Origin of the sequence: Lentisphaera marina, assembly GCF_028745505.1 — a bacterium.
Taxonomy (GTDB): Bacteria; Verrucomicrobiota; Lentisphaeria; order Lentisphaerales; family Lentisphaeraceae; genus Lentisphaera; species Lentisphaera marina.
In genome coordinates this window covers 1,158,416-1,180,814 of the sequence record NZ_JAQZZL010000001.1, presented here as the reverse complement: position 1 = coordinate 1,180,814, position 22,399 = coordinate 1,158,416, and the positions used below count along the sequence as shown (strand labels likewise).

Below are 22,399 nucleotides of genomic sequence, written 5' to 3'. Positions count from 1 at the left end.
CCTTAGCCTTTACTTATTCTAACACCTTGACTAACGAAGGCATGATTCAAGGCATCTTTAAGGTTTGAGTTTGTTCTAATACTTCCCACATCAATGCCCAACTCAACGATAGTTTGAGCAATCGCTGGAGAAATCCCGGAGAAATTACATTCACAGCCCATCAGACGTGTCGCCTTGCTAATTTTTATCAAGTGATTGGCTACCGCTGTGTCGACGACTGCCACGCCGCTAATATCAAGGATGCAAATTCTCGCTTGAGTTTGCGAAATTTTACTCAGAATTGAATTCATTATATCTTGACTTCTCTTGGAATCAATAATCCCGACCAAAGGCAACATCAGAATATCTTCCCAAATCTCGGTAACGGGAGTCGACATTTCCATCAGCGCCTGACTCTGTTTAGAAATAGTTTTATTAGTCATAAAACTAAAGGCTTCTACAACAATCATCGTATCCAAATGAACCAACTTAGTAAAGGCTCGACATACCGCATCTAAATCACTTTCACACTTTGAGCCTAAGATCCTCTTAATCCAAATAAATAAACTATGATCAACTGCCACAAAATAAGCTGAAAGTGATAGGCCAATACGAGCGTGAGTCAGCCCAACTGTTTCTCGGCTCAGTACATATTTCTCATCAATTTTAGCTTCTAAAAACTCCGCCCAGTAAATCTTCTGAATATTTTTCACTTGCTGTAAAAGTTGTTGATCTGAAAAAAATATGGAAAATTCTTCTGTATCTTTAAGCCACACATAAAAATCGGCAATAAATTCATCAAGGTGCTCAGACAATTCTTTGCCCGCTGATTGAATCAATTCAATATCTTTCGAACTTATCTGAAACAGATCGAGAAGCTGCGCAGACTTATAGTTACAAATAGTTTCGTTATTCTTATAGTTCATTCTATGTCCCTCTACGATTTAAGTAAAACAATCTATAGTGTGATCACATCAGCATAAAGGAAAAACCTTGACTTTATACTGGAATTCAGAAAAAAAGCTTAGATAAATCTATACTTTTAATAAATATCCTTAAGATTGAATAATTGTTAAAACTCCACGAAGAGCTCATGGATCTAAAAGCCGCACAACTTGCCCCCTTCGAAACATGGCACAAAGGCCGTAAATGTTACGTCGTCTGGATGTATCAATTCAATAAGGATTCCCTCCAGGACTTGTGCCAACACTTTCAGTTAAAGCTCTCTAATTTAATCAAACTTCATCCCGTACAAAAACCACACCTTACCATTGCGCCTGCAGGTTTTTTGACTGAACACGCACTTGAGGAAGATGAAGTAAACTTAACATCCCTCCTGAATTACAGCGATAAACTCCAAAGACTTAAACTCGCTCCTCCTCTAATACGTTTAGAAAAAATACAGTCATTCCCCCACTGCCCCTACATCGCATGCCGTGATCTCACCAAAACAAGCGAAATAACTAAGGCCATACTCGACCCTAACGCAAAAAACTTTACGCCGCATATTACCCTAGGAACTTATCTAGAAACTCCCCTCCATGGAATACTCAATGATTTTTTCAAAATTCCTATCCCTAAACTTACTCTACAAGCAAGTTCTTTAGATTGCGTGCGCTTTTCGACTCATCCTATCAATAATATTCCCGTATGCCCAGAAGACTTTGAAACCATTGCCCAAGTACATTTTTCCTGAGTCCTTAGGACTGAAAAAAGAGTGGATTCTTAAGCATTTTTTTCATTCATATATTTAGTCTTGATTTGGTGTTGATAATCCCTTGCTTTTCATTACATTGTGCGGATACAAATTGATCTATTTTTAAAGGAATAATTATTATGTTGCTCAAAGACTTAAAAGGCAAAAAAATCGGCATCTGCGTTTCAGGTGGTCTCGATTCAAAAACTGTTACTAAAAGACTTATGGAAGAAGGACTCGACGTCCTCTGCTTCAGCGCTGACCTCGGCCAGCCAGATGAAAAAGATATCAATGATATCGTTACCAAAATGGAGCCCTGCGGCGCACCAACTTACATCGTTGATGTAAAAGATGACATGGCAGAAATCTGCTTTGAAACAATTAAAGCTTCAGCGACATACGATGGTGGCTACTGGAACACTACAGGTATTGCACGTGCAGTTACAGTTCGTGGCATTATTCGCGAAATGCAAAAACATGGTGTTGACGTTCTCTGCCACGGTGCAACTGGTCGTGGTAATGACCAAATGCGTTTCGAACGTTACACTCGTGCTCTCGCTCCTGAAATGGGCGTTTATGCTCCCTGGCGCGACCCTGAACTCCTCGAGCAATTCCCTGGTCGTACAGAAATGGCTGAGTACCTCGCTCAATTCGATATCCCAGCAGTTATTGGTATGAAGAAAAAATATTCTACCGATGCTAACCTCGCAGGACTCTCTCACGAAGCAGAAGACCTCGAAGAGCTCGAAACTTCCTGCCTTATTGTAGAGCCTACAATGGGCGTATGGCCTGCTGATGCTCCAGACAAAATTGAAGATATCACCCTCACTTTCCAACATGGCTACTGCACATCAATCAATGGTGAAAAATTAAGCCCACTTCAAGCTATGGAAAAAGCCAATGAGATCGCTGGTCGCAATGGTATTTGGATGAAAAATGCTTTAGAGAACCGCATCATCGGTACTAAATCTCGTGGTGTTTACGAAGCTCCTGGCATGGAACTCCTCCACGCTGGTCTAGAAAACATCCTTCAAGCGACTCTTGACCGCAATTCATTCAAGCTCTACAAGCAGATGGGTGAGCTCATTTCAAATCTTGTATATGATGGTCGTTACTACGACAAAACTGTTCAGGCTGCCCGCGCTGCTATTGACACGCTAACTGAGTCTGCAGAAGGCGAAGTAAAACTCGGTCTTTATAAAGGCAACATTTTCTTCCAGAGCATGACTGACATCTACGCGTCACTCTATAATGAAGCAGATAGTTCCATGGAAGCATCTGATGGCTTGAACCCTGCTTCTAGCCAAGGTTATGCGGACATCATTTCTGTAGAAACTGCGGCCCTCGCAAAAGCTGGTCAATTCGACGACTGCTAAATGAGTCTCGCCGGAAAACACATTCTCGTCACTGCAGGCCCAACTTGGACTGCAGTTGATCGCGTCAGGGTTCTAACCTCCGTTTTTTCTGGCGAAACTGGCCTACGCATTGCTCGGTCCTTTAAAGAACAAGGCTGTAAAGTCACTCTCTTCATGGGACCGGGACGCGCCAAATTTCAGACCTCTGATTGGACTGAAATGAATGTCCAACAGTTTTTTTATTATGATGATCTAAAAGATTTACTCGAAAAAACTGATTTAAGTCAATTCGATGCCATTCTACACTCATCTGCCGTTTCTGATTTTCAGTCTTCAGATGTTTACCAAGGTAAAAAAAGCTCCAAAGATGGCTTCAACATCCCCCTCATTCCCACTGAAAAATTAGTGGACAAAATCAGACTAGCCACACCCAAATCATTTTTGGTGAAGTTTAAACTTCAAGTTGGCCTCAGCCGTGAAGAGCTCCATGAAATTGCTCTCAATTCCCTGAAAGCTTCAAATGCCGAACTCATTGTCGCCAACAATCTCGATGAAATGGATGGCGAAGCCCATCAGACCTACATCATCGACCCCGAGGGAAACTCAATTCCTGCATCGACAAAAACTGATCTTTGCGATCATTTAATCACGCAATTAAGACGCGCCTTAGATTAAACTTTTAGACGATTAATTTGCTGATTTTTTTTCAAAAAATCCTTTCTCTCACAAATTCACTTTTACTGCCCCATAAATTTGCCAACTAGCACTCATGTCGACTTGAAGCATTGAAATGCAACCCTTATCATAATAAGCAAATTTGGATAAGCTCCATTCATTACTGACAAGAGAAAACGATCAAAACCACTTGGAGGATCATAACATGTCTAACGAAAAAATTTACGTCGGCGGTGCCAAGGAAGTTAATGGTAATTTCGGTGCATTTCACCGTATCTCCTTTAACAAACAAGACCTCGAAACACTAATGAATAACCTCAACGCAAAAGGTTATGTCAACCTCAACATGAACAAGAGACGCCAGCCCAGTCAGTATGGCCAGACTCATAGTCTAACAATTGACACTTGGGAGCCTACCCAAAACCAGGGCGGTGGATACCAACAACAAGCTCCACAGGCGCAAAACTTCCAGCAGCAAGCTCCTCAAGCTCAAAACTTTCAGCAACAAGCTCCACCAGCTTTTCAGCAGCCATCTAATGACATGGCTGACCTCAACAATTCGCGCCCTCCCGTGAGCGATATGCCAAACTTTGATGATATCAACGATCCAGAGGATTGCCCTTTCTAAGTTCCTAGATAATCAAATTTAAGTATAAAAAAGCAGACCATCATGGCCTGCTTTTTTTATTGCTCAAAATTAAAATCTATTAAAGATTTTAACGTAATTTAGACAGCTATCAACCTTTCAATAACTTATATTCAATTGCATCAATAAGCGCCTTCCAAGTAGCTTCAATCAGGTTAGCTGATACACCAACTGTGCCCCAATTTTTCTTACCATCTGTACTTTCGATCAAGACGCGAACATTTGATGAAGTACCCTTTTCAGAGTTTAAGACACGAACTTTATAGTCGTTAAGAAAAACGGTACTCAATTGTGGAAAATGAACCTCAAGCACTTTGCGCAGAGCTTTATTCAGAGCATCTACAGGCCCTTCACCCTCTGCTGCCGTATGGTAAACAGTTCCTTTTACATTGACTTTTACAGTTGCTTCGACAATCACATCTTCATCATGCCCGCGTTTTTCATCAATGACACGGAAACCCAAAAGCTCAAAAGAGCGATCAAACAAACCGAGCTTACGGCGCATTAATAGTTCAAAACTGGCTTCACCCTCTTCAAAAGTGAAACCCATCTTCTCCAATTCTTTGGTGCGCTGCACAAGTGATTTTATATTGGGGTCCTTGGGGTTAATCTCTATACCAAATTTCTCGGCTTTATAGATTAAATTCGATAAACCGCTTTGATCCGAAACCGTCACTTCCTGCTTATTGCCCACCAATTCAGGACGAATATGCTCATAAGTTTCTGGATTCTTTAAAATAGCGGAAACGTGAACACCACCCTTGTGTGCGAAGGCATTATTCCCCACATAAGCTTGACTATCAACAGGCGATAAATTGGCAATTTCATAAACGTGATGAGATAAGGACGTTAAAGCCTGCAATTGCTCATCACTAACTACTTCAATTCCCATCTTCAATTTAAGCGAGGGAATGATTGAACATAAATTAGCGTTACCACAGCGTTCACCGAAACCATTTATGGTTCCCTGAACTTGAACCGCGCCATGCTTGACGGCTGTTAAAGAATTCGCTACAGCCAACTCACAATCATTATGCGCGTGAATTCCCAAAGGCGTCTTCAATTGTGGTTTGATCTCTTCGAGGATTTCTGAAAGTTCAAAAGGGAGAGTTCCGCCATTTGTATCACAGAGTACCAAAACTTCCGCACCACCTGCTTCAGCAGCCTGTAAGCATTTGACTGCATATTCTGGATTGCGCTTGTAACCATCAAAAAAGTGCTCGGCATCAAAAAAGACTTCTAAGCCAGATTTTTTAAGGAAGGCAATCGAGCTCTCGATCACATCCAAATTTTCTTCTAAACTTATCTTCAAGGCTTCATGGACGTGCAAATCCCAACTCTTACCAAAGATACAAGCAACGGGGGCACCCGAATCAACTATCTTATTTAAAAACACATCGTCTTCAGCAGTATTGCTCGCACGTCTTGTGGAGCCAAAGGCCACCATCTTCGCGTTCTTGAGCTCAACATTTTTAATCTCTTCAAAAAAGGCTTCAACTTTGGGGCTAGCTCCGGGCCAACCACCTTCAATATAACTCACTCCATTTTCATCCAAAAGCTTCGCAATCTTCACCTTGTCTTCTACGGTGAAAGAAATCCCCTTGCCCTGCTGACCATCTCTGAGAGTGGTATCAAATATTTGTACGTCGTGCATAATCCTGTGCCTAAAGTTTTTGCGGAGTCCGCGAAAGTTGAAATTTTGTCGCGTATAATAGCATGATTTCAAAAAAGGGCGAATAAAAGGCACCCTTCTTAATCAAGCCTTAGGTGAATTTTTTGCGATAAGCCCCGGGTGTTAAGCCCTGCTGTTTTTTGAACTGGCGAGTAAACACACTCTGATCATAAAAGCCAACTTTTAATGCGACTTCCGCAATTCCCATCTTCGATTTCAGCAAATAATTACAAGCGTGCTGAATTCGTGTTTTCATGATGTAATCCTGTGGACTTGTTAGAAAAGTCTTTTTGAATTTTCGCTCAAACTGACGCACCGAGAGGTGAGATAAGTCTGCACATTTTTCAACAGAAAAACTTTTCATGTAATTATTTTCCATGTATTCGACACCAGGTGCTATGTCTAAATAGGGCTGTAAGTTTTTTTGCGCACGTCCAAAATTCTGACTCGTCCCCATCAAACCCATTATCTCACCACCGTGATTAAACAAAGGAATTTTGGTCGTCACTACCCACTCCACACGACCATAGCGATTGCGCACCAATTCAATAATATTGGTTTGTGGCTGCTTCTCTCTAAATAAATCGGCATCTGATTTAACGTAATTCTCAGCCAATTTCGCACCAAATACTTCGTGATCCGTCTTCCCTAAAATATCTTCTAGTTTGCTGGCACCATAAGCCTGCAAAGCCTCTTCATTAACATGAGTAAATCGCCCATGCAAGTCTTTTACAAAAACCTGTACACCCGGCAAGTTATTCAATAAAATTTTAATTGATTCATCTAACTTCACTTCTGCCCAAAAATCGCTCATAATGCCTCTGATTAAAATCTCACGTATAAAAAACATAGCCATTTGTCGAGATATTACAAAAGAATGCCTCATTAAAACAATAAGATTAGCTCCACAAGCCTTATGCTTGTATCATTCCAAAAACTTAACTGAGGAGAAATACATGAGAAAAATTCGCATGGGCATGGTCGGCGGTGGTCGCGGTGCATTTATTGGTGCCGTACACAGAATTGCAGCTGCCATTGATCAACAAATCGAACTCGTCTGTGGTGCTTTTAGTTCCACTCCTGAAAAATCAAAACTCTCTGGACAAGACTTTTTCCTTCCAGAAGAACGCTGCTACGCCAATTACGAAGAAATGATCCTCACAGAGAAGACTCTACCAGAAGGTGAAAGAATGGATTTTGTGGCAATTGTCACACCAAATCACATGCACTTCGCTCCAGCAAAAATGGCACTCGAAAACGGCTTCCACGTGCTTTCCGATAAGCCTGCTTGCTTCAACACAGAACAAGCAATCGAACTTGAAGGCATTGTAGCAAAAACGGGACTTCTCTACGGACTGACTCACAATTACACGGGTTACCCACTCGTAAAGCAAGCCAAAGAAATGATTGCCGAGGGCAAACTCGGCGAAATCCGCAAAGTTGTTGTGGAATACCCACAGGGCTGGCTTGCAACTAAAGTTGAAGACTCTGAGCAAAAACAAGCTGCTTGGCGTACTGACCCCACAAAAAGTGGTGCCGCTGGTTGCGTAGGCGACATTGGTACCCACGCCGAAAACCTTGCCGAATACATCACTGGCTTACACATCAAAGAACTCGCTGCAGACATAACCGCATTCGTTGATGGTCGTCTCTTGGATGATGACGCCAATGTACTCTTGCGTTTCAATAATGGCGCTAAAGGTATTTTGCATTCTTCGCAAATTTCGGTTGGTGATGAAAACAACCTCAACATTCGCATTTACGGCGAGAAAGGTGGCCTAGAATGGCGTCAGCAAGAACCCAATACAATGATTGTAAAATGGCTTGAAGATCCCACACAAATCTATCGCGCTGGTATGGGCTACCTCGGTGAAGCGGCTGCTAATGCTTGCCGTACACCTGCGGGTCACCCAGAAGGCTACCTCGAAGCCTTTGCCAATATTTACCTGAACTTCGTCAATCAAATTCGCGAATTCCAAGATGGTAATAAAGAAATCAAATTTGACTACCCAACAATTTCCGATGGTGTACGTGGCATGAAATTTATCGATGCCGTTGTGGGTAGTTCTAAAAATAACGCAGCATGGACTGCAATTTAAACTAAGAGGAGAAAACCATGGCTAAAACAGTTTTTCACGCCAGTATTGAAGGTGCTCAACACGGTGCCAAATCCCTAGAAGAATTCGTGATTTTTGCTAAAGAATCTGGTGCTGCAGGTGCAGAACCATCCAATTATCACATCGAAAGTGGCGATGGCTTTATGTCAGTTGCAGAAATCAAAGCCGTTTTTGATAAACACGGAATGAAGCTCGATGGCATTTCTTGCCACTGCCCTTTTTGGGTACACACGACGGCTTGGACAGGCTCAAAAACTATCCGTCCTTTTCTTCCTAAGAGTGTTTGGGAAAAGTCTCCTGAAGAAATTGAAGCTTGGGCTGAACAATACATCCTTAACTTCCTCGATCTCATGGCTGAGCTCAATGTAAAAATCATCCCAATGTTCTGGGGTATTTCTCACGGCTTTGAAATGGCAACGGGTTACCCATTCGGTTTCTTCTCTGGCCCAGAGTACGACCTCATCAAAGAAGGTAACCAACGCTTTGCAGATAAAACAGCTAAAATCCGCGCTAAAGCTAACGAACTTGGCATCTACCTTTGCCATGAAATCCATCCAAACTCAGCAGCACTCTGTGCCGACGACTTCATCGAGCTCGTAAAAGCTTGTGATGGCGACAAATGCTTAGGCGTCACTGCTGACCCATCTCACTGCTGGGAAGGTGAAGACTTTGAAACTCGCTTCCGCAAAGTTGGCGACCGCATCTATGCCGTAGCGATTAAAAACTTCTTCGTACGCCCTGGCATTAACCTACGTTCAATGACGGGTGATTGGCGCAAGCGTGCTATGCAATTCTGCGATATTCCAACTGGCGACATGAACATGATGCGTTTCACTGAACTCATGATCGATCTCGGTTATGTAGAACGCTATTGCAGCATCATGGGCACTGAGACTGCTCCCTTAGTTACAGAAGCGGAATCAGCTTACCGTGACCTCGATGCAACGAGTGCCAATGCAATCCAATATGCTGCTGAGCACTTGGTATTCCCAATTGCTGAGGGTTCATTTGAGGATGGCATGGGATCTGACGACTAATTAGATCCTTAAATCATTACTCTTGATAAAAGGCCGGAAATTTATTTCCGGCCTTTTGCATTCTCATAAAATGGATCGTAAATTTATCAACTAAATTTTTATATCTTAAAAGGACCCTTTTGTGATGAAACAGCTACTTGCATTGCTCTTTATTTGCATATTCGCTTCTTGTGCGAGTACCGCAAAAACAGAAAGCGATACCAAAAAAGAGACCTCTGAAGTAAAAACGCAAAAAAACGCCCCAGAGAAATCAACAAAACCTTCCAACGGCGGTCTAGATCTATAAAAAATCACTTTCAATTACCATACAGTCGTAGGAGGACTTAATGGAAACATCGTCGAGTGGACGACTACAAAAAATGGGCTCTGATCCCAAGGCAGCTAAATTGGATATACCTTCTGAAGAAGAAGTGCCCGAAGAAAAGCCCTTGGAAGCTCGTGAGATCCAGGAAGACAAGGAAGCTATCTCCGAAACAGCTAAACTTCGCTTAGCTCGCAAACCCACACAAGTTGAAATTGATCATCCCGATGGTCTCGATTGCCCCTCATGTGGCGAACACTTAGACGTGGGGAAAATCATTTGTCTCACATGTGAAATCAATGTGCAAACGGGCAAGAAGCTCAAAAGTAAGGTAAAAAAAGGTAGAAATGCCTACGCCGCCCCAAAGGCATCGACCAATGACTTACCTGACGATGAAGATTTTGGTGGTCTTGGCCGCGGAAAATACTGGCTCTACGCCTTTATTTTTGGTATAATCACCCAGGGAATTTCCTACGCTATTACTGGCTCTGATGCCATCGATGCATCCGACCCTTACGCACAATTCACGGGAGCGAAAGGTGCCGTGATTATCGCCTTAGGTATTATATCTTTCATCGTTGGTATCGTCTTACAAGTTAGACGACTCCACAATCTCGGCATGTCAGGTTGGCGTTACCTTCAACAATTTGTCATTATCATTGGCGGTATTGCTTTTGCAGCCCACTGGAGCGTAGGTGCTTTTGCCACCTTAATTGCTCTCTTTGTCATGCTTAGGTACTATTATTGGATATTAGTCTGTCCCGGTGGATACGAAGCTCATAGAACATTAGATAAGAACGGCAAAATCATTCTTGGTGTTTTGATTTTCCTCTTTCTCCTAACTATGGCTGGCAGCGGTTTCTTCATATACTCAGCAATAAACGAAGTAAAAGCCGCCCCCTATTAATCTACCAAAAAATGCCCTAACTAGAATGTACTAGCAGGGGCAAAATTCTTTCCATAATCAAAGCTTATAGAAGAGATATAGAGCTTGAACTCTACTTGAAAAAGTGTCCCTTAGCGGGATTAATTTTCAAACATTCAACTATAGGATCTCAATATGGCTTTTGATAATGGCCCCCTCTCATTCTGTGTTTACAGACTCGATGAAGCTCTCCCCGAAAACATCCTCGAACTCTTCGAAGAAAGTGCCGCACTCCCCCTCAACCAAGTAAAAGACGAAAGCTCTAATGGCTGGACTGCTCGTCACCTTCTCGAGCGTATTTTCACTGAAGAAACTTGCATGATCGAAGATTATGTTCAAGTTCATTTCCGTTCATCTGAACTCAAAGTAGCGGCCCCTATTCTCAAGGCCAAGTGTGCACAAGTTGAATTCCAAACCATGCAAGAAGAAAACTTAAGTGGCATCAACCGCAAGCGTAAAAAAGAAATCAAAGAGAATATTATCGATGAACTCTTGGCGGAAACTCAACCCACAATCAAGGGTTTCCCCCTCGTCATTGACCCCACTAATAAACTCCTCTACGTAGCCACTTCATCAGCAAAAAGTGCTGACTCTGCCTTGGCACTACTCGTAGAGAGTACTGGTCTAAGCCCCATTCCCCTCACTCCACAGACTTACATGTCCGAGCAACTGGGCTCACTCGCCTCTTCCTATGACTCCATCAAACTTACCGATAGCCAAGAAGAAGCTGGTGAAACTTGGCCTGGAAGAGATTTCCTCACTTGGCTTTGGTACCTCAGCGAATACGAAGATGCCGAATTCACCGTACCAGACCTCGGCGTATTTGCCTTCTCAGTAGATGGCCCCCTTAATTTCATCACAGAACTCAATGGTGCTCGTGAATCAGTTGTCAAGAAAGGCATCCCTACCCTCAGCCCAGAAGCCGACTCTGCCCTCAAAGATGGCAAGAAACTTAAAACGGCTAAAATTGCTATTGCTCGCGGCGACGACACCTGGACTTTCACCCTCGATGCAGATTTCTTTTGCTTCAAGAGCATGAAACTTCCTGATGGTACAGAATTCCAATACAAAGCGCGCTTCATCGAAAGACTCGAGTCATTATTTGTTTTCCAAGAAGCCTTCTTCTCTCTCTTTAAAGAATTCCTAAATCGCTTCACGGGTGATCAAAGAACTGAGAACATAAAAAAAATGCGTGCTTGGCTCAGCGAACGTGAGTCCAATGTCATTAGAACCGAGGTCTTTGACGTCAACTAAATGAAAGCACTAATTCAGCGCGTCAGTTCAGCATCAGTCAGAAGCGATGGCGAACTCTTAGGCAGCATTGAGCAAGGACTCCTTGTTCTCTTGGGTGTCGAACAAAATGACGAGACTTATGATGGACAAATCCTTGCCAAAAAACTTGGCGACTTGCGCATCTTCTCCAACGAAGACGGCAAGTTCGATTTATCCCTCCGCGATATAAAAGGCGAAATCCTCATCATTTCTCAGTTCACCCTCTGCGCTGAATACAAAAAGGGACGCCGCCCCAGCTTCACTCAAGCAGCTAAGCCCGAACGTGCCAATGAACTCTACGAAGACTTCTTAACGATCTTCAGAAATGACCCGCAAGTCAGCAAAGTCTCCTCAGGTCGCTTCGGCGCAAACATGCAAGTAACAATCAATAATAACGGCCCTGTCACCATGCAATTGGACAGCGCACAACTCAAATAGGAAACAACATGGACTTTTTAAAGAAAATGTTCGGTCGCCCGGAAGATAGCCCGGTGAACGCCAACCCAGAAGCCAGCGATTTCATCCCTGAGCCCGTCTTCAATGATAAATTAATTGAAAATGCTGATAAACTTAAAAGCAACATCCCCGAAACCATTACCACTTTTGATAAACTCGGACGTCGCATCGAAATCAATCGCGAAAAATGGGCTGAGAGCGCACTGCCTGACACCATCAAGAAAGCTTGGGATAATCCTAGCGCACTCTATCAAGTCATTAGCATGGGCATTGATGCCGCCTGTTTTAGTGAAGTCCTAGAAGCTGCCGAACACCTTTCAAAAACAGATACTAATCCTGAACGCGGTGCCGTTGTATACGCCACAACTCTCAGCCTCAATGGCGACTACAAAACTGCCGTCAATACTCTTGAAAACTACATTAAAGAAGACGAGCACTCCCCTGATGCGCTCACGGCTCTAGCACGCATTCAGCTCATGGCAGAAGACAAAGAAGCCGCCGCAAGTCTTCTCGACAAAAGTATCAACCTCAATCCAAACCAAGAACAAGCCATGGCTTGGCACCTTGATCTCATCAAACAAAAAGATGGCGAAGAAGCGATTGACAAAGAACTCGAACGCCTAGCGGGCTACGATGACAGTTGGTTCCCACAGTTGATTTTGGGGCAGCGCCTCATGAAAGCTGACAAAACTAACGAAGCCATAAGTTACTTTGAAAAAGCACTCGATAAATCAGAGAATAATGGTCAAGTTTTAGCCACTGCTACTGGCGATTTAGGCAACAAGAAAATGACCAAAGAACTCATTAGCATTTTCATGCCTCGCTATAACCCCGATGTTCAAGGCCCCATCCCCGGCCTCAACTTTGTGCAGTCATTAATTGTCGAAGGTCAGATCGATGTCGCTAAAGATCTCTTGCACCGCATTGCACTATTTGACCAAGCTAATATTCGTCAGCACATCCTCAAACTCTCCGCTCAACTCGCCAATATCGATCGTCAAGCTTTTGCTAAAGCACACGCAGAAAAAGCTCAAGCAAGTTCACCCGAAGTTGAGTTTATGAAAATCAGCATGCCCTTATGGTTCTACCCCCTCGGCGAACCCTATTGGCTTGAACCCGCTAAAAACGAAGAAGCCAAGCGCATTTATTTTTCCGCTTTACATATCGAGAATGACCCCGCCATCAAACTTCCTCAAGAACTGCAAAACGTCGTTGCTGGCCTCTGTACTGCAGTGCCACTTTTCTTCAAAGAAGCCGTCACTTCACGTCTCGACATCCGTACTGCGACTTTCATCCCCGTCATGAAAGATCAAGGCCCTGTCATGAGAAGAGGTGACTGGCCCCAAGAACAAAAGAAAAAGATTGCTAACCTAGACGAAATCACTCCCGATTACTTAGTCACTGGTGGCATCAAATTTGAGGGCGTAGATAAAGTAGCAGAACTCAATCTTTACCTCAATGATTTAGATGGCAATGTCGTTAAGACCATCTCGGAAAAGGCTCCCGCAAAAGACTTACATTTGGTCGTGACCAGAGCCTTTAATCGCCTCTATGTAGAAGTTACTGGCAATGATGATGAAGCTATCTTCCCTAAAGATATTCAAGCTCCACTCATCCAGGGCTACATCCAAGCACTTGGACATCAGCTCGCCTACTTCCTAACCTGGAAAGGTATCCTCCCTGTAGAGGCCCTTTTCAATCGTCGCGAACTGCTTGAATCACTCTATGCTTTTGCAGTCAACTCTGGTCCTGCAGAAATGCCGAAGATCTTCTACTTCGCCTCCTTAGCTTATGACCGCTACCTAGCTGGTAACGCCTTTATGGAACAAGCCCCGCGTGCCTTTGCACTCGCACAAGCCGCTCCACAAGGCACCGCTTTTCACCAAGCCGCCCCAGTGATCCTCCCCATCTTCAATCGCTTGGATCAGCTCGAAGAAATCGTCAAGCAAATCCCCAAAGACCAAGCTCCAGCACCTTATATCAACTGGATGGAAGGCATCAAAGGCCTCTTCGCCTAAACCAGGCTAAAGACCATACACTCAAAGCCCTAGCTCAGTAACACCACACTGACCTAGGGCTTTTTTATAAATACACCACTCATCTCCCCATCCGTCCGCGGTGACGAACACTCCCCATGGGAGCGCAGGCGTCTCGCCTGCTTCATACTTTTCTTTTCAATAAACCTCACGCAGAGCCACAAAGACGCTGAGTAAAAAAACTCTAGGTCTTCAGCTCTTTAATCATTCAAAATTTAAAATTAAGAATTAAAAATTCACTTCTCACCATTCGCCCGTCGATGGCTGGCAAGCCTCGCTGGGAAGGGGACAGAGTCCCCAAACTGCCTACATAAATTTAACTTATCCCTACGCCTTCTACCGCCTGGTCGAGGAATGGCAATTCCTCGCGGGGTGCATGAGGGCAGCGCTCCCTCATCTCATAATCCCTACCAACCGCCGGAACCGAAACCCACTCGTAAGCACATTCTACATTCTGAACAAAATCTCACGCAGAGTCACAGAGCCGTAGAGTTCGAGAAACAATCTCTAGTCCCTAAGTCCCTAATCATTCAAAATTTAAAATTCACTTCTCACCATTCGCCCGTCGATGGCTGGCAAGCCTCACTGGGAAGGGGACAGAGTACCTAGACTGCCTATATAAGTTCATCTACCCCATTCACCCACGGTGGCAGCCGCAAACCGCTCTTAAACACCTCCACCACTTCCGAACGAAACATCCTCACATCGTGGTGCCAAGTTGCCGTACTAAAGTACTTATTCATAAAAATAGCTTACAAATTCAATTTAATTTATAGCGACCTTCTCGCCTAAGCTTTGCGGAGTACGCAAAGCCCTGCTCTATTAAAGTATTGATATTTACTTGGAGGTAGGAGTCACTCACACAAAACAGTCCCCACTATTTTTACAAAAGTGCTTTTTCCACTTTTGATGCGGAGCCTGCCTAGCTAAAGGGCACTTAAAAAACAGCTTTTATTTTTTAGTATAAAAATGGTATTTTTGCCTTTGTATTTAGACGACACATTATAATGTCCATCAGTAAACTCCGGATTATTCGACCCATTTTAGTCGATTTCCTCCAGTTCTCTTACAGAGAAACCGGGGTTATTCGACTAAACTCATTTAAAATTTGAATTATGAATTTCATATAATTATCCAACCTCATTCCAGCTAATCCGGAATAGCGACAAAATTCCACAGCTAAAATGTCGCTTTGTTACAAGCCTCTATTTACAATCATTACTACAATTATTATACTTGACTTAGATATCACTATGTAACAAAGGAGCCAGACCAGACAATGTTAACAACACACACACTCAAAAACCACAAAAATATCCCAAGCGATATTTAGTCTACTAATACCATGTTAGTATAGAATAAATTTAAATGTCAGAAACGATTATCCCATGAATCGCAGATGCACACATTCACAATGATCAGAACTTAGATAATTTTAGAACTAAATTGAATCAGAAATAATTATCTCAAATGATCAGATTTTATAAATTAAAAAACAAAAAAAAGACGAAATACTAACCAAAAAATGAACCTGAAATTCTCGTTCCTCGAATTCAGGTAATTTAGGTCGTTCTGTAGGAAAAATAAAAAATAATTTTTGAGTAAAACGGATCTTAAAAAACAAATCTCCAAAGACTCAATAATTCATCAATCATTACAAGAAAATACGAAACATAAATAAATCTCATTAAAGTGAACTACCTATTCTACAAAACGCAGTCTTAATCTGTGTAGATGCGAACTCAGCAATTCACCAAATATAAACGCAATTCATTCCTCAAAACAATCTGAGTAAATGCGAAGTCAGCAAATTGAATTAGTCTTATAGAAATGAAAAATAACAAAATACAGAACCAAAAAATCGAACTGATATTTTCGTTTTGAATCAAATTTCAAATAGAAAATACAGCTCATTTAGATCGTTAGAATGAAAATTGGAATAATAACTCTAGAACGAATTGTTACTGACAAAGCAAATCACTTTATTCTTAGAATCAAAGAATTAAGCTGACTAAATGCAGAGGCAACAATTCACCAAACTTAAACGCAAACCATAACTCAAAACACAATAAGTAAATGCGGAATCAGCAATTGATCGAATCATGTGTTTTATCCCTGATTTGGCTGCTTATCAACAATCAAAATGGACAAATTCTAACCAAAAAATCGAACTGATATTTTCGTTTTGAATCAAATTTTAAATAGAAAATACAGCTCATTTAAATCGTTCTGCATAAATAAAATATGATTATCCAATTACTAATTTTCATACCAATGTTAATTGTCCTGACTTTACCAGGAATCATGTCTATGATGAAATCATCTAAACATTGGGATCAAATGGAAGAATGGATACTTGAAAATGGTTATAAAACAGTTGATTGGAAAACAATTGGATTTTGGGACCACCCTTTTAAACCACATATCTCCAGATATCAAAATATATTTTTAGCAACAATCGTTAATGATCAAATGGAAGAAGGTGAAATTTATTTCTGTTTTGGTCACCCTTTTTTAGGTGGATTTAGCGATCAAATGAAAACTGAATGGAAGAAAGAAATAAAAAGCAGAACCAAAAAATGAACCTGAAATTCTCGTTCCTCGAATTCAGGTAATTTAGGTCGTTAGAATGAAAATTGGAATAATAAATCTAGAACGAATTGTTACTGACAAAGCAAATCACTTTATTCTTGGAATCACAGAATTAAGCTGACTAAATGCAGAGTCAACAATTCACCAAACTTAAACGCAAATCATCACTCAAAGCACAATAAGTAAATGCGGAATCAGCAATTGATCGAATCATCTGTTTTATCCCTGATTTGGCTACTTATCAACAATCAAAATGGACAAATTCTAACCAAAAAATCGAACTGATATTTTCGTTTTGAATCAAATTTTAAATAGAAAATACAGCTCATTTAAGTCGTTCTGTAGGAATAATAAAAAATAATTTTTGAGTAAAACGAATCTAAAAAAGCACATCTCCAAAGACTCAATAATTGATCGACCATTACAAGAAAATACGAAATGTAAATCAATCTCATCAAAGTCAACTACCTATTATACTCAACGCAGTTTTACTCTGTTTAGATGCGAAGTCAGCAATTCATCAAAAATAAACGCAATTCATTCCTCAAAACAATCTGAGTAAATGCGAAGTCAGCAAATAGAATTAGTTTTATAGAAATGAAAAATAACAAAATACAGAACCAGAAAATGCACCTGATATTCTCGTACCTCGAAAACAGGTGATTTAGGTCGTTAGTTTGAAATAAAATTAAAAACAAATTGTAGAAATGAGAACCCAAATAAATCGCAGATGCACGAAGTTAGAATTATCTGAATTATGATGATTTTAGAACAAAATCAGATCTGAATTATTTATCCCAAATGATAGAATTTTATAAATATAGAAACAAGAAATAGAAGACAAAAACTAACCAAAAAATCGAACTGATATTTTCGTTTTGAATCAAATTTCAAATAGAAAATACAGCTCATTTAGATCGTTAGTTGAACATAAAAATGAATAAAGAATTAAAGAATTTAAACGGCTATTGGATACAAAAAGTAGGCAGTTGTAAAAAGCCCTATTTTGAATTGGTATCATTTTATTTTGATAAAGGTAGTTTAATTATAAAAGCAGATGAAGAAGAAATTGACTATCAATCTGATTTTAAAATCGAACAAGAAAAAGATTTAAAAAAATTTATTATAACAACAGAGTATGATGAGTTTACACTAGAGTTTAAAACTGAAAATCATTTAGTTATTCATGATCCAGAAATGAATGATATAGCTGGTCAACTAACGAAAGTTAGTAAAGATGAATATGATTCATATAACATAGAATTAGATCGACTCATGGAAAAAGAATTAGAGTTATATGAAAAATTAAATACTCAAGAACATAAAGAAAAAGAAAAGCTTTATCATCAAGAATATTTAAAATTACATAATTTAGTTATAAGAAATAAAATAACTGAAAAACAATTCAAAGATGAACTTAAAGCACAACAACAAATAATATTTGGAAATGATCGTGATTTATGGCCTACTAAACACATTTAAGCAACTAACCAAAAAATGAACCTGAAATTCTCGTTCCTCGAATTCAGGTAATTTAGGTCGTTCTATGGTAATAATAAATGATCATCTTTAATACATATTTTTGTCCGAAATGCGGTAAAGGATTAGAATCCAAAGATTGTGAAATTGAGAAAATTAGATTTTCACAAATTTGTAAATGTAAAGAATGTCAGGTTCCAGTCACAACTTCAGGATTTAGTTTCATAGTAGCTGGAGCATTTATAATTTTCTTTATGTCAATGATCCTAGCAGCAGGAGCATTTGAATTAGGTATTATACTTGGAGCACCATTTATACTTCTTGGAATCTACAGAATAATAAAAAACTTTTTTATCAAAAAAAAACATAGAACCAAAAGCCGGAAGGAAGATTTTCGCTAAGGCTCAATCTCCCTCAGCTTAGACGTTCTGTAGGAATAATAAAAAATAATTTTTGAGTAAAACGAATCTTACAAAACCAATCTCCAAAGACTCAATAATTGATCGATCATTACAAGAAAATACTAAACATAAATCAATCTCATTAAAGTGAACTATCTATTCTACAAAACGCAGTTTTAATCTGTGTAGATGCGAAGTCAGCAATTTATCAAAAATAAACGCAATTCATTCCTCAAAACAATCTGAGTAAATGCGAAGTCAGCAAATAGAATGTAGTCTTATAGAAATGAAAAATAACAAAATACAGAACCAAAAGCTGGAAGGAAGATTTTCGCTAAGGCTCAAATCTCCCTCAGCTTAGACGTTAGATCAGAATAAAATCAATGAAAATTACTTGGGAAACGTAACTGACAAAGCACATCACTTTATTCTTGGAATCACAGAATTAAACTGACTAAATGCGAACTCAGCAATTAACCAGAATTCAACGCAAACTATGCATCAAATACGATTCCAAGTATATGCGAACTCAGCAATAAAAAAGAAAAATAAATCTAATTATCAACAGAAAAAAAGAAAAGATCTAACAAGAAGCCGGAAGGAAGATTTTCGCTAAGGCTCAATCTCCCTCAGCTTAAACGTTAGAGAATAATAAAAAATGATAAAAATTACTGAAAAGAGATCTCTTTTAAGAAAGCTCAAAGGTTACAATATTGAAGTTGATACTGGTGAAGGTTTTGAAATCATAAAAAGATTCGAAAACAGTGGTTGGAATCTCATAGATAAAGCAGAGACATTTTCACCAATAACATCTTTTTGGTTCTGTAAACTTCAAAAAGGTGATGAAGAAATTATTTTTGAATCTGATAATTGGTTTTGTAGTTTTTTCATATCAACTGAAGCTTATACAGAACACAAAGAACTAATAACAAAAAACAATCTCTAACCAAAAAATGAACCTGAAATTCTCGTTCCTCGAATTCAGGTAATTTAGGTCGTTCTGTAGGAATAATAATAAATGATTCTAGAGCAAATCGCATCTTACAAAGCAAATCTCCAAAGACTCAATAATTCATCGATCATTGCAAGAAAATACGAAACATAAATCAATCTCATTAAAGTGAACTACCTATTCTACAGAACGCAGATTAATCTGTGTAGATGCGAAGTCAGCAATTTATCAAAAATAAACGCAATTCATTCCTCAAAACAATCTGAGTAAATGCGAAGTCAGCAAATATCTTATAGAAATGAAAAATAACAAAATACAGAACCAAAAGCTGGAAGGAAGATTTTCGCTAAGGCTCAATCTCCCTCAGCTTAGACGTTCTGTAAATAAATAATGGATATAACTGGATCACTAATTTTCGCAGCATTTGAAGTCTTATTCGATCTTTTTCTAAGTGCAGTAAGACACTTATTTGATTTGTTTATGGCAACTTTTAGCGGTAGTGTCCCAAATTTTCTGTAAATTCTGCTATAGCTCTACTTTAAGAGTTATGAATAGCTTCCGAGACTTCGCGAGAATGGGAACTTTCTCGTCGGAGCGAAATTGAGGAAGTTGTTTGTAACTCGGGGTAAAGAAGATGCAGAGTGGTGTTGCACCAAAACAACCCACAAGGAATTATTATGCACCACTCTACACACGAGAACAGTAGTGTCTTATTAGAAATGATCCACCAAGTCACAGAAAACGGCGAAAGCGGAATGCTTGAAGCTATGAGAGTATTACTAAATGAAGCGATGAAAGTAGAGAGAAGTAATTCTCTTGATGCTGCTCCATATGAACGCAATGAAAATCGCTTAGGTTATGCTAATGGCTATAAAAACAAAACCGTAAACACTCGACTTGGAGCAATGAAGCTCAACATTCCTCAAGTCAGAGGTGAAATCGATTTTTATCCAAGTTCTTTAGAAAAAGGCTTACGAAGTGAGCGAGCTTTGATGACAGCTATGGCCGAGAGTTATATTCAGGGAACTTCGACAAGAAAAGTCACGAAACTTCTAGAGAAAATGTGTGGTCTTTCCGTGAGTAAATCACAGGTGTCACGAGTTGTATCTGAGCTAGATGAAAGCTTAGAAAAGTGGCGTAACCGTCCTTTAGGGAAATATCATTACCTTTTGGTGGATGCGAGATACGAAAAAGTTAGAGTAGATAAGACTGTTCGAGATTGTGCTTTGTTAATTGCTTATGGGATAGATGAATCAGGAAAACGCTCAGTTTTAGGTACAAGTGTCTCTTTAAGTGAAGCTGAGGTTCATTGGAGAAACTTTTTCCTATCATTGAATGCTCGAGGACTTCATGGTCTTAAGATGATCACGAGCGACAGTCATTCGGGACTGAAAGCCGCTTTAACAACTGTCTTTGGGTCAATCCCATGGCAGAGGTGTCAATTTCATTTACAGCAGAATGCGGGGGCTTATGTGCCTAAGAAAGCGATGCGTTCAGAAGTTGCACAAGACATTCGAGATATCTTTAATACCCCTTCAAAACAGGACGCCGAAAGACTTTTAAAGCTTACTTGCTTAAAGTATGAAAACAGTGCTTCTCAATTATCTGAATGGATGGAATCCGCACTTCCTGAAGGCTTTTCTGTATTTGATTTAGATCGTTCTTGTTGGACAAAACTGAGAACCACCAATATGATTGAAAGACAGAATCGAGAAATTCTAAGGCGAACTAGAACCGTGTCTATTTTCCCAAATGAAGCTTCACTGCTTAGATTAGCGTCCGCTATTCTTATGGAATTAGATGAAACCTGGATAGCTACAAAAAGAGTTTATCTGTCTGTTTAACTAAAATTGGTCAACACCAATTTACAGAAACAACGGGACTCTATCCTTTTAGCAAAACACATCGGACAAAATTAAAAAAAGAATGGAACGATTCTTTTGGTAATAAAATCATGATAACTGTATGTACTTTAGGTAGTTTCAGTATCATCGGATTTATATTGCACTTAATTATGCAAATAAACTAAATAGAAAAATACAGAACCAAAAAATGCACCTGATATTCTCGTACCTCGAAAACAGGTGATTTAGGTCGTTAGAATGGAAATTGGAATAGTAAATCTAGAACGAATTGTTACTGACAAAGCAAATCACTTTATTCTTGGAATCACAGAATTAAGCTGACTAAATGCAGAGTCAACAATTCACCAAACTTAAACGCAAATCATCACTCAAAACACAATAAGTAAATGCGGAATCAGCAATTGATCGAATCATGTGTTTTATTCCTGATTTGGCTACTTATCAACAATCAAAATGGACAAATTCTAACCAAAAAATCGAACTGATATTTTCGTTTTGAATCAAATTTTAAATAGAAAATACAGCTCATTTAAATCGTTAGCTAACAAAAATATAGGAAATTATAATGAAAAAATTAATCATATTTTTAATGATACTTATTTTCACAGGATGTGATTTTGAAGTTAAAGGAGAAACTAGAGTTACAATAGGAGGTCATGAAGTAGTTATAAAAACTGAAGGATCAACGACAAGTAACACCAACATAAATTTAGGAAACAACTCCTCTTCTAGTGTTAAAGTTGGAAACATAGAAGTAAAAATTAAAAATAAAAAGTTATCAGTAAATGGTAAAAATTATGGTGAGCTTAAACAAAATGATTCAATTTTAATAGAAGGTCAGACTGTAAAAATAAACAATAAAGTAGTTAGTCCAACAATTGAATAGCTAACCAAAAAATGAACCTGAAATTCTCGTTCCTCGAATTCAGGTAATTTAAGTCGT

20 protein-coding genes are annotated in these 22,399 nt (G+C 39.7%); 17 read left to right on the top strand and 3 right to left on the bottom strand.

Annotation, left to right across the window (positions count from 1 at the left end; genetic code table 11):
• Positions 1–2 precede the first annotated feature (2 nt).
• On the bottom strand, positions 3–905 hold the full coding sequence (locus PQO01_RS04910; protein ID WP_274312918.1) for a protoglobin domain-containing protein: 903 nt from the start codon (positions 903–905) through the stop codon (positions 3–5).
• Between the two features lie 143 nt (positions 906–1,048).
• Here PQO01_RS04910 and PQO01_RS04905 point away from each other — a divergent pair, with 143 nt between their 5' ends.
• From PQO01_RS04905 to PQO01_RS04890, 4 genes are all read left to right on the top strand, one after another.
• Positions 1,049–1,675, top strand: a complete 627-nt coding sequence (locus PQO01_RS04905) for a 2'-5' RNA ligase family protein (RefSeq protein ID WP_274312917.1) — start codon at positions 1,049–1,051, stop codon at positions 1,673–1,675.
• A gap of 140 nt (positions 1,676–1,815) precedes the next feature.
• Complete coding sequence (gene argG, locus PQO01_RS04900; RefSeq protein WP_274312916.1) at positions 1,816–3,051, top strand: argininosuccinate synthase; 1,236 nt, start codon at positions 1,816–1,818, stop codon at positions 3,049–3,051.
• Complete coding sequence (locus PQO01_RS04895; protein WP_274312915.1) at positions 3,052–3,705, top strand: phosphopantothenoylcysteine decarboxylase domain-containing protein; 654 nt, start codon at positions 3,052–3,054, stop codon at positions 3,703–3,705.
• Between the two features lie 205 nt (positions 3,706–3,910).
• Entirely contained in the window at positions 3,911–4,333 is a 423-nt protein-coding gene (locus tag PQO01_RS04890; RefSeq protein ID WP_274312914.1) for a hypothetical protein, read from the top strand.
• 109 nt (positions 4,334–4,442) lie between these two features.
• Here PQO01_RS04890 and cimA read toward each other — a convergent pair whose 3' ends face one another.
• Positions 4,443–6,005, bottom strand: a complete 1,563-nt coding sequence (gene cimA, locus PQO01_RS04885) for a citramalate synthase (RefSeq protein WP_274312913.1) — start codon at positions 6,003–6,005, stop codon at positions 4,443–4,445.
• A 109-nt stretch (positions 6,006–6,114) separates the two neighbouring features.
• Entirely contained in the window at positions 6,115–6,837 is a 723-nt protein-coding gene (locus PQO01_RS04880) for an AraC family transcriptional regulator (protein WP_274312912.1), read from the bottom strand.
• Positions 6,838–6,979: 142 nt separating this feature from the next.
• Between PQO01_RS04880 and PQO01_RS04875 the strand changes: the two genes are divergently transcribed.
• The 13 genes from PQO01_RS04875 (at position 6,980) to PQO01_RS04815 (ending at position 22,342) form a co-directional block, all read left to right on the top strand.
• Positions 6,980–8,122 (top strand): Gfo/Idh/MocA family protein, encoded by a 1,143-nt coding sequence (locus PQO01_RS04875; protein WP_274312911.1) that lies wholly within the window; start codon positions 6,980–6,982, stop codon positions 8,120–8,122.
• A 17-nt stretch (positions 8,123–8,139) separates the two neighbouring features.
• The gene (locus PQO01_RS04870; protein ID WP_274312910.1) at positions 8,140–9,177 is read left to right on the top strand and encodes a sugar phosphate isomerase/epimerase family protein; all 1,038 of its coding nucleotides are present in this window, start codon (positions 8,140–8,142) and stop codon (positions 9,175–9,177) included.
• Between the two features lie 124 nt (positions 9,178–9,301).
• Entirely contained in the window at positions 9,302–9,463 is a 162-nt protein-coding gene (locus tag PQO01_RS04865) for a hypothetical protein (protein WP_274312909.1), read from the top strand.
• Positions 9,464–9,503: 40 nt separating this feature from the next.
• Positions 9,504–10,385 (top strand): DUF805 domain-containing protein, encoded by an 882-nt coding sequence (locus tag PQO01_RS04860; protein ID WP_274312908.1) that lies wholly within the window; start codon positions 9,504–9,506, stop codon positions 10,383–10,385.
• A gap of 153 nt (positions 10,386–10,538) precedes the next feature.
• On the top strand, positions 10,539–11,657 hold the full coding sequence (rdgC, locus tag PQO01_RS04855; RefSeq protein ID WP_274312907.1) for a recombination-associated protein RdgC: 1,119 nt from the start codon (positions 10,539–10,541) through the stop codon (positions 11,655–11,657).
• A complete protein-coding gene (gene dtd / locus PQO01_RS04850; protein ID WP_274312906.1) occupies positions 11,658–12,113 on the top strand; it encodes a D-aminoacyl-tRNA deacylase in 456 nt (151 codons plus the stop codon).
• An 8-nt stretch (positions 12,114–12,121) separates the two neighbouring features.
• A complete protein-coding gene (locus PQO01_RS04845; protein ID WP_274312905.1) occupies positions 12,122–14,149 on the top strand; it encodes a tetratricopeptide repeat protein in 2,028 nt (675 codons plus the stop codon).
• 2,328 nt (positions 14,150–16,477) lie between these two features.
• A complete protein-coding gene (locus PQO01_RS04840) occupies positions 16,478–16,750 on the top strand; it encodes a hypothetical protein (protein ID WP_274312904.1) in 273 nt (90 codons plus the stop codon).
• 945 nt (positions 16,751–17,695) lie between these two features.
• Entirely contained in the window at positions 17,696–18,241 is a 546-nt protein-coding gene (locus PQO01_RS04835) for a hypothetical protein (protein WP_274312903.1), read from the top strand.
• 77 nt (positions 18,242–18,318) lie between these two features.
• Positions 18,319–18,639, top strand: a complete 321-nt coding sequence (locus PQO01_RS04830) for a hypothetical protein (protein WP_274312902.1) — start codon at positions 18,319–18,321, stop codon at positions 18,637–18,639.
• 658 nt (positions 18,640–19,297) lie between these two features.
• Positions 19,298–19,585 carry a hypothetical protein gene (locus tag PQO01_RS04825; protein WP_274312901.1) on the top strand — a complete coding sequence of 96 codons (288 nt, stop codon included), beginning with the start codon at positions 19,298–19,300 and terminating at the stop codon, positions 19,583–19,585.
• Between the two features lie 683 nt (positions 19,586–20,268).
• Positions 20,269–21,435 (top strand): IS256 family transposase, encoded by a 1,167-nt coding sequence (locus tag PQO01_RS04820; protein WP_274312071.1) that lies wholly within the window; start codon positions 20,269–20,271, stop codon positions 21,433–21,435.
• A 586-nt stretch (positions 21,436–22,021) separates the two neighbouring features.
• Positions 22,022–22,342 carry a hypothetical protein gene (locus tag PQO01_RS04815; RefSeq protein ID WP_274312900.1) on the top strand — a complete coding sequence of 107 codons (321 nt, stop codon included), beginning with the start codon at positions 22,022–22,024 and terminating at the stop codon, positions 22,340–22,342.
• Positions 22,343–22,399: the final 57 nt, after the last annotated feature.

Coding starts and splice junctions, on each gene's coding strand:
- argG (WP_274312916.1), top strand. CDS start 1,816: ATGTTGCTCAAAGACTTAAAAGGCAAAAAAATCGGCATCTGCGTTTCA.
- cimA (WP_274312913.1), bottom strand. CDS start 6,005: ATGCACGACGTACAAATATTTGATACCACTCTCAGAGATGGTCAGCAG.
- dtd (WP_274312906.1), top strand. CDS start 11,658: ATGAAAGCACTAATTCAGCGCGTCAGTTCAGCATCAGTCAGAAGCGAT.
- PQO01_RS04910 (WP_274312918.1), bottom strand. CDS start 905: ATGAACTATAAGAATAACGAAACTATTTGTAACTATAAGTCTGCGCAG.
- PQO01_RS04880 (WP_274312912.1), bottom strand. CDS start 6,837: ATGAGCGATTTTTGGGCAGAAGTGAAGTTAGATGAATCAATTAAAATT.
- PQO01_RS04875 (WP_274312911.1), top strand. CDS start 6,980: ATGAGAAAAATTCGCATGGGCATGGTCGGCGGTGGTCGCGGTGCATTT.
- PQO01_RS04865 (WP_274312909.1), top strand. CDS start 9,302: ATGAAACAGCTACTTGCATTGCTCTTTATTTGCATATTCGCTTCTTGT.
- PQO01_RS04830 (WP_274312902.1), top strand. CDS start 18,319: ATGATCATCTTTAATACATATTTTTGTCCGAAATGCGGTAAAGGATTA.
- PQO01_RS04890 (WP_274312914.1), top strand. CDS start 3,911: ATGTCTAACGAAAAAATTTACGTCGGCGGTGCCAAGGAAGTTAATGGT.
- PQO01_RS04820 (WP_274312071.1), top strand. CDS start 20,269: ATGCACCACTCTACACACGAGAACAGTAGTGTCTTATTAGAAATGATC.
- rdgC (WP_274312907.1), top strand. CDS start 10,539: ATGGCTTTTGATAATGGCCCCCTCTCATTCTGTGTTTACAGACTCGAT.
- PQO01_RS04835 (WP_274312903.1), top strand. CDS start 17,696: ATGAATAAAGAATTAAAGAATTTAAACGGCTATTGGATACAAAAAGTA.
- PQO01_RS04845 (WP_274312905.1), top strand. CDS start 12,122: ATGGACTTTTTAAAGAAAATGTTCGGTCGCCCGGAAGATAGCCCGGTG.
- PQO01_RS04860 (WP_274312908.1), top strand. CDS start 9,504: ATGGAAACATCGTCGAGTGGACGACTACAAAAAATGGGCTCTGATCCC.
- PQO01_RS04825 (WP_274312901.1), top strand. CDS start 19,298: ATGATAAAAATTACTGAAAAGAGATCTCTTTTAAGAAAGCTCAAAGGT.
- PQO01_RS04870 (WP_274312910.1), top strand. CDS start 8,140: ATGGCTAAAACAGTTTTTCACGCCAGTATTGAAGGTGCTCAACACGGT.
- PQO01_RS04815 (WP_274312900.1), top strand. CDS start 22,022: ATGAAAAAATTAATCATATTTTTAATGATACTTATTTTCACAGGATGT.
- PQO01_RS04895 (WP_274312915.1), top strand. CDS start 3,052: ATGAGTCTCGCCGGAAAACACATTCTCGTCACTGCAGGCCCAACTTGG.
- PQO01_RS04840 (WP_274312904.1), top strand. CDS start 16,478: ATGATGAAATCATCTAAACATTGGGATCAAATGGAAGAATGGATACTT.